Below are 15,314 nucleotides of genomic sequence, written 5' to 3' on the forward strand. Positions count from 1 at the left end.
TCCTGGCTAAAGAAGCCAGAAAAAGGATTTCCACTACTATCGGGGCTAGGACTCTCAGGAATTGAGAAACATTACGTAAAAAAAACTTTGTGAATCTCTGAGCTTACTTTGAGTATCTCTGTGAAACAAAAAACATACATCTTATGAAACTTTGGGAAAAAGGAATACCAACAGATAAACAAATCGAACAATTTACCGTTGGAAACGACCGTGAACTGGATTTAGTTTTGGCAAAATACGATGCTTTAGGTTCAATCGCACATGCTAAAATGTTGGGTCAGATTGGTTTATTGACTGCAGAAGAAACAACTTCTTTGGTTGATGCCTTAAATGAAATCATCGCTGATATCGTAGTTGGAAATTTTGAAATCGAAGACAGTTTTGAAGATGTACATTCTAAAATAGAATATCTTCTAACAGTAAAACTTGGCGATGCAGGAAAAAAAATCCACACAGCACGTTCTCGTAACGATCAGGTTTTAGTTGATGTTCATTTGTATTTAAAAGATGAATTAAAAGCAATAAAAGAGCAGGTAAAAACTTTGTTTGACTTGTTGATGGAATCAGCAGAAAAGCATCAAAATGTATTATTGCCGGGTTATACGCATTTACAAATCGCAATGCCATCATCATTTGGAATGTGGTTTTCTGCTTATGCTGAAAGTCTGATTGATGATATTACAATGTTGAACGCCGCTTCTAAAATTGTAGATCAAAATCCGTTAGGTTCTGCGGCAGGTTATGGAAGTTCATTTCCAATCAACAGAACATTTACAACACAAGAATTAGGTTTTGAAACCTTAAAATACAATGCCGTTGCAGCACAAATGAGCCGTGGAAAAGCAGAGAAAACGGTTGCTTTTGCGATGACAAGCGTTGCAGGAACGTTATCAAAATTCGCAATGGATGTTTGTTTGTACATGAGCCAGAATTTTGATTTTATTGGTCTTCCGGCACATCTTACAACAGGTTCAAGCATTATGCCTCATAAAAAGAATCCTGATGTTTTTGAATTAATCAGAGGGAAATGTAATAAGATTCAGGCGCTTCCATACGAAATCACTTTAATCACCAATAATCTTCCAAGCGGATATCACAGAGATTTACAGCTTTTAAAAGAAGGTTTGTTTCCAGCAATTCAAACTTTAAAATCTTGTCTGGATATTGCTATATTTTCGATTAAAGATATTACTGTTAAAGATCATATTTTAGAAGATAAAAAATACGATTATTTGTTTACAGTTGATACATTAAACGAAATGGTTGTAGAAGGAATGCCTTTTAGAGATGCATACAAAGCTGTTGCAGAACAATTGGAAGCTGGAACATACAAATCTCCAAAAGAAACAAAACACACACACGAAGGAAGTATCAATAACTTATGCCTTGATGCAATTAAAGATAAAATGAAAGCCGCTTTTTAAAAGCTTATTTCCAGAATAATATGAAACCGATTTGCAGCTAATACAAATCGGTTTTTTTATTTCTTCAAATATATTTTTGAAACTTAAGAAAATTCGACCTAATTCTCTAAATTTGAGAATTGATCATTTTTAAAATAAAAACATGACGCAATTTGACGAACCGGCATCTCAAGGTCTTTTTGAGAAAAACTTAATTACCGAAAATCAGTTTCAGGAAATAAAAGAATATCGAAGCCTCAATATTTTCTCGCTTAATGTCGAATTAAAACTGTTACTTTCGATTTCGGTTTTAATGTTCACATCCGGAATTGGGATTCTTATTTATGACAATATTGACAGCATTGGACATATTGCATTTCTGGCGATTTTGTTTGTTCTCATTTGTGGTTGTTTTTATTACTGTTTTAAAAATTCCAAAGGTTTTCAAAAAACAGAAACCACAACAGAAAGTCATTTTCTGGAATATATAGTTTTAACAGCAAATGTTCTCACCTGTATTTTTATAGGATATCTCCAGGTTCAATATGAAGTATTTGGAACACATTATGGTTTAGCGACTTTAGTTCCCACAATTGTCAGTTTCTTTTGTGCTTATTATTTTGATAATAAAAGTGTTCTTACGATTGCCGTTACAGGTTTGGCAGCTTACGTTGGACTTTCGGTAACGCCTCAGGATATTTTTAACAGCAATAATAACTTTTATGACAATCAAAGTTTGAGTTATTCTGCCATTATGCTTGGATTTTTATTGATTCTATGGACAGTTTATAGTTTTAGAATTAATTTAAAAACACATTTTGCGCTTGTCTATCTCACATTTGCTTTGCATATTATAAGTATTGCATCAATAAGCAATATGGTTAGTGAAGATATTATATGGCTTCTTTTCTCTTTAATTTTAGCAGGTTCATCTGTTTATTTTTATAAAATAAGTCATCAGCTCAAAGCCATTTCACTATACATTTTTATGATTGTTTACGCCTACATTGGCATTAATATTTTCATATTTAGAATTTTCGAACATATTGATTTTGGCGATATATGGGTATTATTTATAATGATATTACCAGTTTATTTCATTGGCTCGATAGTATTGTTTATAAAACTGATTAAAAACTTCAATAAAGAAATAGCCGAATGATAGTACACGATAAAAATTTACTCAACAATTTGTTTTTAACTGAAGAAGCAGATTCCCTTGAAAGCGGAGGGTTCATAAGTAAAGAGCAAAAGAAAATAATTAGAAATCAATTGCCATCTTTCAAAATTCAAAATAACATTTTAGTTCGTTTAGGATTTTTTCTGCTGGGATCATTTTTATATTCATCGATTTGCAGTTTTATTTCTTTAATAGCATTATCAGGCGCAGAATCTTTTTTCAAAATTTGCTGTTTTCTTTTTGCAGGTGTTGGTATTGCAGGTGCTGAATTATTAGCGACTAACAAATATTACAGGCACGGCTTAGACGATGCTTTTATTTTAGGAATACTTTTAAATGTAGGCGGAGCAGTTTTTATACTTACAGAAGATTTTGAAACTGGATTAACTCCCGCTATTTTTGTTGCCATTGCTTCTTTTTTAACCTATAAAAGATATCTGCATCTACTTTCTATGCTTGTTTTTTGCTTGGCAGGTTCAGCAGTTTTATTTTTCGGTCTGTTTGAAATTGGAGATATTGGTAAAACAATTTTACCTTTTGTGGCAATGTTAGCTTCGGCAGGATTTTATTTTTTCACGAAACAAAAGATCAAGAATTTAAAAGAAGTTTACTATTACAACGGATTATTGTTAGCCAATAGTTTCTGTTTGATTCTGTTTTATCTTTCCTGTAATTATTTGGTTGTAAGAGAACTTTCTGCAGAACTTTTAGGAATTGATGTTCAGGCCGGACACGATATTCCGTTTGCTTATTTCTTTTACGCATTTACGTTTGTAGTTCCAGTTGTATATCTGGTTCAGGCTTTAAAAACGAAAGACAGAGTCATGCTTTGGATAAGTTTTGCAGCAATAGCTTTTACTGTTTTTACCATCCGATTTTATTATTCGGTTTTACCAATTGAAGCGGCATTAACGATTGGCGGATTAGTAATGTTTGTAATTGCTTATTTCTCCATACAAAAATTAAAAAATAAAGAATACGGATTAACTTTTAAACCAGACAGAATTAATCATTCAACTGCAATTTTAAATGCTCAGACTTTAATTGTTGCTTCAACTTTTGGTATGAAACCAGAAGTTAAAACAGAATCGCCAATGGATTTTGGAGGAGGAGGATTTAGCGGCGGCGGATCTGGAGAAAGCTTTTAAATTAGGTTTGCGACAGATTAAAAGGATTAAAATGATTTTCTAATCTTTGTCAAGTCGTCACGAATTACACAAATTTACACAAATCAATTCGTGAAAATTTGTGTAATTCGTGGCTAAAAAAGAATCATTTTAATCCTTTTAATCTGTGGCAAAAAACTATACTTTACTTTTCAAAGCTTCAGCATCGATATCACTGTGAGAAACATTGTAAACTGCTTTTCCGTTTTTGATTAAAATTAATTGAGGCGATTCATGGTAAACCCCAAATCTACTTGCGATTTCATTAGAAACATCTCTGTGCGCAATTAGATCAAGAAAATAAGCATCAACAACTTCTTCAAGATCAAACTCTCTCTCAAATTGTTTCAATGCCATACGGCTGATACTGCATCTTGTACTGTGTTTAAAAATTACAACAGGTTTTTCATTAGATATGGCTTCGATTTCCATTAATTGATGAATATCGGTCAATTCAGTCCAATTAACTTTACTTTTTGGAGCATCTGAATTCTCAGAACTTCCGAAGATTGAATTTAAAAAACTCATATTTGGCTTGTTTTATGACTTTTTGACATCTAAAACTGATTAAAATCAGATTTTTTACGTCATTTTGTCTTTGTTTTTACTGTGGAATATAATTTGAATATTAGAAAACAAAGTTAAATCTTTTGAGTTAAAAATGTACCTCGATAAGTTGTAACTTTAATGTAATCGAATATTTAAAAACAAAAATCAATCAAATCTTAAAAAATATGAACATAAATAAATTTACTATTAAATCGCAGGAAGCCATTCAATTGTCGCAGCAATTAGCGCAGCGAAATGGCCAGCAGCAAATTGAAAATGAACACATTTTCAAAGCAATTTTTGAAGTTGATGAAAACGTCGCGCCGTTTATTTTAAAGAAATTAAACGTAAATGTGCCTTTGTTTTTACAAATTTTAGACAGTACAATTCAGAGTTTTCCAAAAGTTTCAGGAGGTGACATTTTACTTTCCAGAGATGCAAACAAAGCTTTGAATGAAGCAGAGATCATTGCACAAAAAATGAACGACGAATACGTTTCGATCGAACATTTAATTTTGGCAATTTTTGATTCAAAAAGCAAAGTATCTCAAATTTTAAAAGATCAGGGTGTTACCGGAAAAGGTTTAAAAGCCGCAATCGAAGAATTACGTAAAGGCGAAAGAGTAACTTCTGCTTCTGCCGAAGAAACCTATAATTCATTAAATAAGTACGCTAAAAACTTAAATGAATTAGCGCGTACAGGAAAACTGGATCCGGTAATTGGCCGTGATGAAGAAATTCGTCGTGTATTGCAGATTTTGACACGTAGAACAAAAAATAACCCAATGCTTATTGGTGAGCCCGGAGTTGGTAAAACCGCAATTGCAGAAGGTTTAGCGCACAGAATTGTTGATGGAGATGTTCCGGAAAACTTAAAAGATAAAATCGTTTTCTCATTAGATATGGGGGCTTTGATCGCCGGAGCAAAATTTAAAGGAGAATTTGAAGAACGTTTAAAATCAGTTGTAAAAGAAGTTACCGCTGCCGAAGGAGATATCGTTTTGTTTATTGATGAAATTCATACGCTAGTAGGCGCGGGTGGAGGTGAAGGTGCAATGGATGCTGCTAATATCCTGAAACCAGCTTTGGCCCGTGGAGAGTTGAGAGCAATTGGAGCTACAACTTTAGATGAATATCAAAAATATTTTGAAAAAGATAAAGCGCTTGAAAGACGTTTCCAAAAAGTACTAATCGACGAACCGGATACGGAAAGTGCGATTTCAATTTTACGCGGAATTAAAGAGAAATACGAAACGCACCATAAAGTACAAATTAAAGATGAGGCGATTATTGCCGCTGTTGAACTTTCGCAGCGTTATATTACAAACCGTTTTTTACCGGATAAAGCGATTGACTTAATGGACGAAGCGGCTTCGAAACTGCGTATGGAAATCAATTCAAAACCGGAGGAATTAGATGTTTTGGATCGTAGAATAATGCAGTTGGAAATCGAGATAGAAGCCATTAAACGTGAAAAAGAAGAAAGCAAACTGAAAATCCTGCACATGGATTTGGCAAACCTGAAAGAAGAACGCAACGAAATCTACGCCAGATGGAAATCTGAAAAAGATATTGTTGACGGAATTCAGGCTGTAAAATTAGAAATTGAAGATTTTAAATACGAAGCAGAACGTGCAGAACGTGACGGTGATTATGGTAAAGTAGCTGAAATTCGCTACGGAAAAATCAAAGAAGCACAGGAACGTCAGGAAGCGTTACAAAAACAATTATTGGAGTTTCAATCTGGTAATTCTTTAATTAAAGAAGAAGTAACCAGAGAAGATATTGCAGAAGTTATAGCAAAATGGACTGGAATTCCGGTTATGAAAATGCTTCAGACAGAAAGAGAAAAACTATTGCATCTTGAAGATGAATTACACAAACGAGTTGTTGGTCAGGAAGAAGCAATTGAAGCCGTGAGTGATGCCGTTCGCAGAAGCCGTGCCGGTTTGCAGGATATGAAAAAACCAGTTGGAACATTCTTATTCCTAGGAACAACGGGAGTTGGTAAAACAGAGCTGGCAAAAGCATTAGCAGAATATCTTTTTGATGACGAAAATGCAATGACTCGTATTGACATGAGCGAGTACCAGGAACGCCATAGTGTGAGCCGTTTAGTTGGTGCGCCTCCGGGATATGTAGGTTATGATGAAGGTGGTCAATTGACCGAAGCTGTTCGTAGAAAACCATATTCAGTTATTTTGTTAGACGAGATCGAAAAAGCACATCCGGATACTTTCAATATTTTATTGCAGGTTTTGGATGAAGGTAGATTAACTGATAATAAAGGCCGCCTTGCTGATTTCAAAAACACGATTATCATTATGACATCTAACATGGGAAGTCATATTATTCAGGAAAAATTTGAAAACCTAAAAGGAAGCGTTGAAGCGGCCACAGAAGCTGCTAAAAATGAAGTTTTAGGATTATTAAAACAAACCGTTCGTCCTGAATTTATAAATCGTATAGATGAAATCGTAATGTTTACGCCGCTTACAGTAGATAATATTTCAAAAATTGTAAGTCTGCAATTAAAGAGCGTTACAAAAATGCTGGCACTTCAAGGTATTACGATGGATGCAACTCCAGAAGCAATAGCTTACTTGTCAGACAAAGGTTATGATCCGCATTTTGGTGCAAGACCTGTAAAACGTATTGTTCAGAGAGAAGTTTTGAATCAGTTGTCAAAAGAAATCCTTGCAGGAAATATAACAACAGACAGCATCATCTTACTGGATGCTTTCGACGGGAAGCTGGTTTTTAGAAATCAAACACAACCCGTACTATAATTTGTTTCGTTAATTATTTTTTTGAGGAGGAAACACCAGTCGAAAGGCTGGTGTTTTTTTTATATCCGTGAATAATGAAACTTTTTTCAAAAGTCATATAAACAGAAATTCTGATTTAATTCTCAAATTTACTATAACATAAAATTTAATTATCATGAACAATATATTTAGAGGATTAATCGCTGGATATGGAGCGAAAAAATTAGGCGGCGGATGTTTTGGAACTATACTCGTATTTGTAATTATCTGGCTATTATTAGGTCAGTGTAGTTAAAAATTTAAATCCATCAAATCATTAAAAACATCAGCATAAAAAGTCTTAAATTCGCACAACTAAATTTAAACAAAGACAAAATATAATGGCATCAGGTTTTTTCGTACTATTAGACGATATCGCAGCAATTATGGACGACGTTGCAGTAATGAGTAAAGTTGCAGCAAAAAAAACAGCAGGTATTCTAGGCGATGACTTGGCAGTTAATGCTGAGAAAGCTTCTGGGTTTGCTTCATCAAGGGAGCTTCCTGTATTGTGGGCAATTAGTAAAGGTTCCCTCCTTAACAAAATTATTATTTTGCCTGTCGCTTTTCTATTAAGTGCATTTTTTCCTGTTGCAATAATTGTAATTTTGGTTCTTGGAGGACTTTTCCTGGCGTATGAAGGAGCCGAAAAAATTTACGAATTTATTTTTCCTCATGATCACGAAGAATCAGAAGGAATTACGGAAGAAGTTCTAACAGAAGAACAAATTTTAGAAGCCGAAAAAGGCAAAATAAAATCAGCAATCGTAACCGATTTTATCTTATCTGTCGAAATCGTAATTATAGCACTGGGAACTGTAATAGGCAAGCCTATTACACAACAAATTATCGTAACATCAATCATTGCAGTAATCGCAACTATAGGAGTTTATGGTATTGTAGCCCTAATTGTTAGAATGGATGAAGCAGGGTATAAGCTTATCAAATTTAGTAAAAGAGAAAAAAGCATATCAAAATTCATAGGAAATATTTTGGTTAAAGCACTTCCATTGGTTATTAAAAGCCTAACCGTAATTGGTACAATAGCTTTGATATTAGTTGCCGGAGGTATTTTTGTGCATTACATTCCATATTTCCATCATTTAGACGAAGAAATTAAGATCCCTTCCATTATAAAAGAATTTGTAATTGGATTGGCTTTAGGGCTTGTAGTTTTAGGATTTGTGAATGTCTTTAAAAAGATTTTTAAAAAGAAAAAACAATAGTCTAAAAATAACATCATATAATTTATGAAACACCAGTCGAAAGACCGGTGTTTTTTTTTGAAGCAGAATTATCAATTTTCAAAATACCTATTGTCCCGCTATCTACAATGTCTTTTATGGTCTCGTAAAAAAACGAGACCATAAAAGGATGTCGTTTCTATCGGGGCTAAACGAGATTTTTTTGTTTTTCATAAGAAATTATGCTTCTTTTTAAAAATATTTTTATCGGATAAGTTTCTCAATTACAAAAGTTTACTCTTTTTATTCTCCAAATTAACATTCGGCTAAAGCAACCATTTTATTTATCCCACATCTTCATTATTATAACATTAAATTATTATTTTATATGAAAAGTTTTAAATTAAAATCAGTTTTAGTAGTTTTATTCTTGTCAATTGCATTTGTTTCATGTAATAATGATGACGACGAGAAACCAGTAAACGATTCAGTCTCAAAAGCAGCATTAGTTACAGGAATTAGTGGACCAGCTACAGGAAAAGTGAATGACGAATTAAGCTATGAAGTAACTTACGTTGTTGATAATGCTTGTGGAGAATTCGATAAAATTTCTGAAGTAAAAATTGGAGCCGTTAATGGATTACAAGTTATAGCGAAATATCCAACAGGAGTTTGCACGCAGCAAGTTCCAGATCCTAAAAAAACAGTTTATAAATTTAAAGCAACTGCAAAAGGAACTGTTGAAATCAAATTCAAAAAATCAGAAACAGAATTCATAACTAAGTCAGTTGTTATAGACTAATTCTGAGTTGATTACTTTAGGTGGTAAAACCATTTTGCAGACGTTTAATTTTTAAACTGATGTAAAATGGTTTTTATTTTTAAGAAATTATAAAAATTTAGCATTTTTTCAAGCAACCTTTGTACTTTAGCCTCATCTTATAACAATAAACAATTAATTAATTTTATATGAAGATTTTTAAATTACAGTCAGTTTTAGCAGTATTATTTTTATCTGTTTCTTTGGTTTCATGCAGTAGTGACGATAATAATGGTAAAGAAACAACCGAAACTACTTCTAGAGCAGCAAATGTTACGGCAATCAGCGGACCTGCGACAGGGAAAGTAAATGTCGAAATTAATTATGAAATATCTTTTATTGTAGATAATGCTTGCGGTCAATTTGATAGAATCGCTGATATATCACTGGGTAAGGACACAGGATTTCAGGTAGAAGCAAAATATCCTAATACAACTTGTCCAAACCAAACACCTACTGCTTTGCATACAACATATACTTTTTTGGCACCATCAAAAGGAACTTATGTTATCAAATTCAAAAAGTCAGAAACAGAATTCATAACTAAGTCAGTAGTTATCGATTAATTTACCTGAATTTTTGGGTTGAAAAACCATCTTGCAGCAATTTAATTTAAGTTGATGTAAGATGGTTTTTTATTTAAAGATATCTACACATTTAATTATATTATAAAATACCGCGCTTTTGCCATTCCTTTAAAATTTACTATTTTTGCACTCTAAATTTTATGTCATGTCGAAAAGAAAATATAAAATATCGGTAATTCAGTTAAACCTGAATGATGTAGCCGAAAACAATTTAAAAAAATGTATCAGCTGGGTAAGAGATGCGGCAAGTCAAGGCGCAGAAGTTATCTTACTTCCTGAATTATATAGCAGCCATTATTTCTGCCAAAGTGAAGATGTAGATAATTTTGCATTAGCAGAACCACTTTATAGCACTTCATTTATAGCTTTCAGCGAATTGGCAAAAGAATTAGGAGTAGTAATTATTGTTCCTTTCTTCGAAAAAAGAATGGCAGGAATTTACCATAATAGCGCTTATATCATCGATACAGATGGTACAGAAGCTGGTTTATACCGTAAAATGCACATTCCAGACGATCCGCACTTTTATGAAAAATTCTATTTTACGCCAGGGGATTTAGGTTTCAAGGCAATAGAGACTAAAAAAGGAACAGTTGGAACATTAATCTGCTGGGATCAATGGTATCCGGAAGCTGCTCGTATTACAGCTTTAAAAGGTGCTGAGGTTTTATTTTATCCAACTGCAATTGGATGGCATCCAAAAGAAAAAGAACAATACGGAGAAAATCAATACGGAGCATGGATGAACGTAATGAAAGGCCACGCCGTTGCAAATGGTGTTTTCGTTGCGGCAGCAAACCGAATTGGTCTTGAAAAATATCTTGAAGGAACAGAAGGAATCCAATTTTGGGGAGCATCATTTATCGCTGGCCCGCAGGGAGAAATTTTAGCTCAGGCATCTCACGATAAAGAAGAAATATTAATTGCTGAGGTTGACTTAGATTTACAGGAAAATGTTCGTCAAAACTGGCCATTCTTCAGAGATAGAAGAATTGATGCGTTTGGAGATATTACAAAAAGAGCAATCGATAAATAATTTATCTTTATATAAATAAAAAGGCGGTTTCAATAATTTGAAACCGCCTTTTTTAATGTAATATATAATTTACTTTACCTGAAAAGTAACTCTTCTCACGATTTGACGTGCCTCTTTTGAATTTTTGTTTACCGAAGTATCTTCTCCGTTCGCAATTACATTCAATCTTGAAGCATCAATTCCCGCATTAACAGCAACTTTCTTCACAGCTTCAGCTCTTTTTCTTGACAGCTCAGTATTGTAGCTTGTTTTTCCAATTTCGTCAGCATATCCCACAATATCCGCAGATTTTCCAGGATTATTTTTTAGATATTTCACTAAGAAATCAACACCAGATAAAGAAGCGTTTGTTGGTTTAGACGAATTAAAATCGAAATAAACATTTACATATCCTCCATTAATTAATTCTTCTACAGTGCTGTTTGTTGCACCTTTACCGTTTTGTCCATATGTTTTCTCTAAATAGCTTTCCAGTTCATCCGGTACACCATTTTGATTATTGTCAATAGACTGCCCTTTTGTATTTACAGCCACTCCGGCAATTGTATTTGGTTCTAAATCATATAGATCAGCGACACCATCTTTATCACTGTCAATAAGGCCAGTTTCAATAGTAGTAACTCTGTCTTCTAATTTATTTAACCTTTCATTTTCTTCAGAATACCAGTCAGCATGTTTTTCATTTTTACCTAAGTAGAAAGTCAAACCAACAGATGCATTTAGTAAAATACCATCAAAAGAATCGGTTGTAGTATTTCCCATTCCGTCAAAATTCCAGTTTTGTCTTCCGTTAATAATTCCGGTAAGATCACCAGTCAAAGCAACTCGGTTACTTAATTTAATTTGTCCTGTCAAACCCGCGATTCCGTGCGCCATATAATCCTGACCGCCAAAACCGGTTTCAGTACTAATTTGCGAAACTCCAAAACCTCCATGAGCCAAAATCCCAATAGTATTTGTCCATGTTTCAAAATTTAAGGCGCGTCCAACATTAATAACCCCTTGTAAACTTGCACGTACATATCGGCTTTCAAAATCAGGAGTATTGTCTTTTTCTGTAAATTGATCGTATCCAACATCTAACTTTACACCAAACTTTGGATTAAACATATATCGTACACCTAAATCACCATGAAACAAATTCAGGCTTTCAGTGGCATATCCCGGAGTCATGGCTCGTGTTGGTTTATTAACACCACCATTTAATTCGATAGACCATTTGTTATATTCTGGCTTTTCAATACTTGGTGTTGTAGACGTTGTAGTCATTTGTGCATTTGCAGCGAAGGCTAATAGTAAAAGAGATACAGATGCTAATTTCTTTTTCATAATATCAAAAAATTTAATTCGGCTTTTATTTAAACTCTTAGCAAAAGTAGGGCTGGCATTTTTGGAATGTGTTGTATCCCGTCTTACATAATTCCCATTGTTTTGTCTAAGAATCTGAAAATACATTAATTAAACTTTTGTTTTTAGCAAAAAAAAAGGATAAAATCTAAATCTTACCCTTTTTTGAATTTTAAAATACTGGTTATTTTAAATCTGGCTGATATATTTTTATAGTTCCATCGCCTTCGTTGCTCACTACAACTAAACTTCTTTTAGTTGGACTTTTTGAAGCAGGAATATAAAGTACACCTTCTGGAGCATCACCCGTTTTTACAGTTTGTAAATATTGAGGTGAAGCAGGATTTGTAACATCATAAGTCATAAAAGCATCAGATCTTTCAAGACCAACAAACAAAATATTCTGATTTCCCATTTTGGCAACAACTACAGCTTCTGGTTCAGAACCTTTATCATCGCTTCGTTTGTCATCGTAAGTTCCTAATTCATTCGTTTTTTTGTCAACATCATTTTTACTGTCATAAACAATTTTTCCAGTGTTTCCATTCCAGATAGAAAATGATCTTGCACCAAAACTCACCATTTCATCTAAATCTCCATCACCATCAGTATCTCCCATATCAGTAATAAGATTCAATCTTCCTAAATTAGCATCTAACTTTAAAGTAGCAGCATCAGGGAAAACCGTTGCATCAAGCTTTAAGCTTTTCATACGTTTAATATCCGTATAAGCATCATATTCTCTTGCATCACCTTCATTAGCAGTAACAAAATAAGGAACATTATTAGATGAAAAATGACTGATAGCATCCGGCATATACAATCCTTTAACTTTCCATGGGCTAAATGCAATTTTATCGTCACTATCACTTACATCAATAGCATTTTCTGCCGTATTGTAATCTTTTAATCCTAAAGGGTAAATTGCAGTAATAGTTTTTGAAGTCAAATCTACTTTTGCAACACCATTGTTTTCCTGTAAAGTTACCCAAGCCGTTTTTGAATCATCAGAAATTGTAATGTATTCTGGTTCAATATCCTGAGCAAAGCTTTTAGCAAACTTAGAAATTCTGAATCCGTCTTTAGCTAATGCCGCAGCCTGACTGCTGAAAGAAGCAAAATCAAGAGTTGTAACAGTATAATTACTAGTTTCGATAATAGAAATGGTTCCGTTTGGATCTTGAGAATAATCGGTATTTGGCTCACCTTCATTAGCAGTCATAATATATTTTCCGTCAGCAGAAAATGTAATCATATCTGGCAATGCACCAACTGTAACTTGTTTTATTAAACTGTAATCGCTTGTATTAAAAACAACAACTTTTCCGTTTCCTTGTTTGTTTACTGTTGATTCTAAAGCAACAGCCAGTTTTCCATCATAAATAGAAACACTATTTGAAGCACCTTCATAAGCAGCTAAATCAATTTTGCCAATTTTAACCGGTTTTGTTGGATCAGCTAAATCAATAACATCAATTTGATTCGTTCCACTGTTATTTACAGTAAAAAGTCTTTTTGTTTTTTCGCAGTAAGCAGAGATTTCAGCGGCAGCAGCATCTCCAATTTTAATTGAACCAATTTCTTTAAAAGTGGCAGGATTTTCATTTACAACAACTTCTTGTTCTTCGTTGTTAGCGTTTTCATCGTTATTACAGCTAGTCATTAAAAATAAAGCTGCTAATAAGGATAGGGTTACTTTTTTCATTTGTTAGTGTTTTAGTTTTTGCCAAAAGTAATTAGCCAATCCCGGTCGAATATTAAGCCTTCATTATTTAATCTTTAACTTAATTTTTGGAAGATATTCTTTGTGAAATAACACATGATTTGTATTCAGATGTTTTAAAATCCTAACGAATGCTTATCTTTGTACACTTTTAAAAATTAGAACTTTTTTATGGCAGCAAATAATAGAAGATTTCCAGCAGAGTGGGAAAAACAACAAGGAATTGTATTATGTTTTCCGCATAACGGTAACGACTGGCCGGGAAAATATGAAGCAGTTCAATGGGCTTTTGTAGAATTTATTAAAAAAGTAGCCACTTTTGAAACTGTTTTTTTGGTGGTAGCCGATGAAAAGCTAAAAGAAAAAGTAGCCGAAATGCTTGAAAGAGCTCGTGTTAATATCAAAAATGTTTCCTATATAATCCATAAAACCAACAGAAGCTGGATGCGTGATTCCGGACCGATTATTGTAAAAAATGGTTCAAAAAGAGAAGCTTTGAATTTCAACTTCAATGGCTGGGCAAAATATAAAAACTATCAATTGGATAAATTTGTTCCAGGCAAAGTTGCTGATTTTATTGATGTGCCGTTAACTCAGGTTACATATAAAGGAAAACTTGTAATCGTTGAAGGCGGTGCAATTGATGTAAACGGAAAAGGAACTTTATTGACTTCTGAAGAATGTTTAATGCATCCAACAATTCAGGTTAGAAATCAAGGTTTTACCAAAGAAGATTACGAAGCTGTTTTTAAAGAATATCTTGGAGTTACCAATGTTATCTGGCTTGGAGATGGAATAGAAGGTGATGATACACACGGACACATCGACGATTTATGCCGATTCGTTAATGAAGATACAATTGTAACGATTGTTGAAACGGATAAAAACGATTCAAACTACAAACCTTTACAAGATAATTTGAAACGTTTGCAAAATGCAAAACTAGAAAACGGAAAATCTCCTGTTATTGTAGCATTACCAATGCCAAAACGTGTAGATTTTGAAGATTTAAGATTGCCGGCAAGTTATGCTAATTTCTTAATTTTAAATAATTGCGTTTTAGTGCCGACATTTAATGACAGCAACGATCGTGTTGCATTAAATATATTATCAGAATGTTTCCCTGACAGAGAAGTAATCGGAATAAGTTGTATAGATTTTATCTGGGGATTCGGAACACTGCATTGCTTAAGCCAACAGATTCCGGCTTAATTTATTTTTGCTACGAAGGCACAAAGACACAAAGTTTTTTGAACTGCTTTGTCAGGCTGAGCGAAGTCGAAGCCTCGTAAAGTGTAGAAAAAGTTAAAAGTAATATTTGTCATTTCGACGAAGGAGAAATCTCCGCAAGTAACTCTGCAACAATTAATCTTTGTCGAGCTTCTCGTGGAGATTTCTCCTTCGTCGAAATGACAAAAATGGGGAAACTTTGCGCCTTCGCGACTTTGAGAGATTAAAAACATTCAGATAAAAAAATCATTTTAATTCTTTTAATCTGTGGCAAAAAAAGAC

At 33.6% G+C, this 15,314-nt stretch carries 12 protein-coding genes; 9 read left to right on the forward strand and 3 right to left on the reverse strand.

Translation table 11 applies throughout. From position 1 onward, the window contains the following. Window positions 1–143: 143 nt before the first annotated feature. From argH to NLJ00_RS15850, 3 genes are all read left to right on the forward strand, one after another. Window positions 144–1,424: an argininosuccinate lyase gene (gene argH / locus NLJ00_RS15840; RefSeq protein WP_256634510.1), complete on the forward strand. Its 1,281-nt coding sequence runs from the start codon at window positions 144–146 to the stop codon at window positions 1,422–1,424. Window positions 1,425–1,566: 142 nt separating this feature from the next. Next, window positions 1,567–2,565 (forward strand): DUF2157 domain-containing protein, encoded by a 999-nt coding sequence (locus NLJ00_RS15845; RefSeq protein WP_256634511.1) that lies wholly within the window; start codon window positions 1,567–1,569, stop codon window positions 2,563–2,565. Continuing rightward, window positions 2,562–3,731: a hypothetical protein gene (locus tag NLJ00_RS15850; RefSeq protein ID WP_256634512.1), complete on the forward strand. Its 1,170-nt coding sequence runs from the start codon at window positions 2,562–2,564 to the stop codon at window positions 3,729–3,731. Before NLJ00_RS15845 ends, NLJ00_RS15850 begins: the two co-directional genes overlap by 4 nt. Before the next feature lie 156 nt (window positions 3,732–3,887). Here NLJ00_RS15850 and ytxJ read toward each other — a convergent pair whose 3' ends face one another. Then, complete coding sequence (gene ytxJ, locus NLJ00_RS15855) at window positions 3,888–4,277, reverse strand: bacillithiol system redox-active protein YtxJ (RefSeq protein ID WP_256634513.1); 390 nt, start codon at window positions 4,275–4,277, stop codon at window positions 3,888–3,890. A 206-nt stretch (window positions 4,278–4,483) separates the two neighbouring features. On the opposite strand from ytxJ, the gene clpB reads away from it, so the two are divergent. From clpB to NLJ00_RS15880, 5 genes are all read left to right on the forward strand, one after another. Next, a complete protein-coding gene (gene clpB, locus NLJ00_RS15860; protein ID WP_180856947.1) occupies window positions 4,484–7,087 on the forward strand; it encodes an ATP-dependent chaperone ClpB in 2,604 nt (867 codons plus the stop codon). Window positions 7,088–7,446: 359 nt separating this feature from the next. Then, a complete protein-coding gene (locus NLJ00_RS15865) occupies window positions 7,447–8,331 on the forward strand; it encodes a DUF808 domain-containing protein (RefSeq protein WP_256634514.1) in 885 nt (294 codons plus the stop codon). A 346-nt stretch (window positions 8,332–8,677) separates the two neighbouring features. Further along, window positions 8,678–9,091 carry a hypothetical protein gene (locus tag NLJ00_RS15870; protein ID WP_256634515.1) on the forward strand — a complete coding sequence of 138 codons (414 nt, stop codon included), beginning with the start codon at window positions 8,678–8,680 and terminating at the stop codon, window positions 9,089–9,091. A gap of 167 nt (window positions 9,092–9,258) precedes the next feature. Continuing rightward, window positions 9,259–9,675 carry a hypothetical protein gene (locus tag NLJ00_RS15875; protein ID WP_180856944.1) on the forward strand — a complete coding sequence of 139 codons (417 nt, stop codon included), beginning with the start codon at window positions 9,259–9,261 and terminating at the stop codon, window positions 9,673–9,675. A gap of 166 nt (window positions 9,676–9,841) precedes the next feature. Continuing rightward, entirely contained in the window at window positions 9,842–10,732 is an 891-nt protein-coding gene (locus NLJ00_RS15880; RefSeq protein ID WP_180856943.1) for a carbon-nitrogen hydrolase, read from the forward strand. Window positions 10,733–10,801: 69 nt separating this feature from the next. Here NLJ00_RS15880 and NLJ00_RS15885 read toward each other — a convergent pair whose 3' ends face one another. Together NLJ00_RS15885 and NLJ00_RS15890 are read right to left on the reverse strand one after the other, a co-directional pair. Then, window positions 10,802–12,061, reverse strand: a complete 1,260-nt coding sequence (locus NLJ00_RS15885; RefSeq protein WP_180856942.1) for an OmpA family protein — start codon at window positions 12,059–12,061, stop codon at window positions 10,802–10,804. A gap of 202 nt (window positions 12,062–12,263) precedes the next feature. Then, complete coding sequence (locus NLJ00_RS15890; RefSeq protein ID WP_256634516.1) at window positions 12,264–13,784, reverse strand: choice-of-anchor I family protein; 1,521 nt, start codon at window positions 13,782–13,784, stop codon at window positions 12,264–12,266. A 189-nt stretch (window positions 13,785–13,973) separates the two neighbouring features. Here NLJ00_RS15890 and NLJ00_RS15895 point away from each other — a divergent pair, with 189 nt between their 5' ends. Beyond that, entirely contained in the window at window positions 13,974–15,014 is a 1,041-nt protein-coding gene (locus tag NLJ00_RS15895; RefSeq protein ID WP_256634517.1) for an agmatine deiminase family protein, read from the forward strand. Window positions 15,015–15,314 lie beyond the last annotated feature (300 nt).

It is taken from the genome of Flavobacterium panici, assembly GCF_024499525.1.
Lineage (GTDB): Bacteria > Bacteroidota > Bacteroidia > Flavobacteriales > Flavobacteriaceae > Flavobacterium > Flavobacterium panici.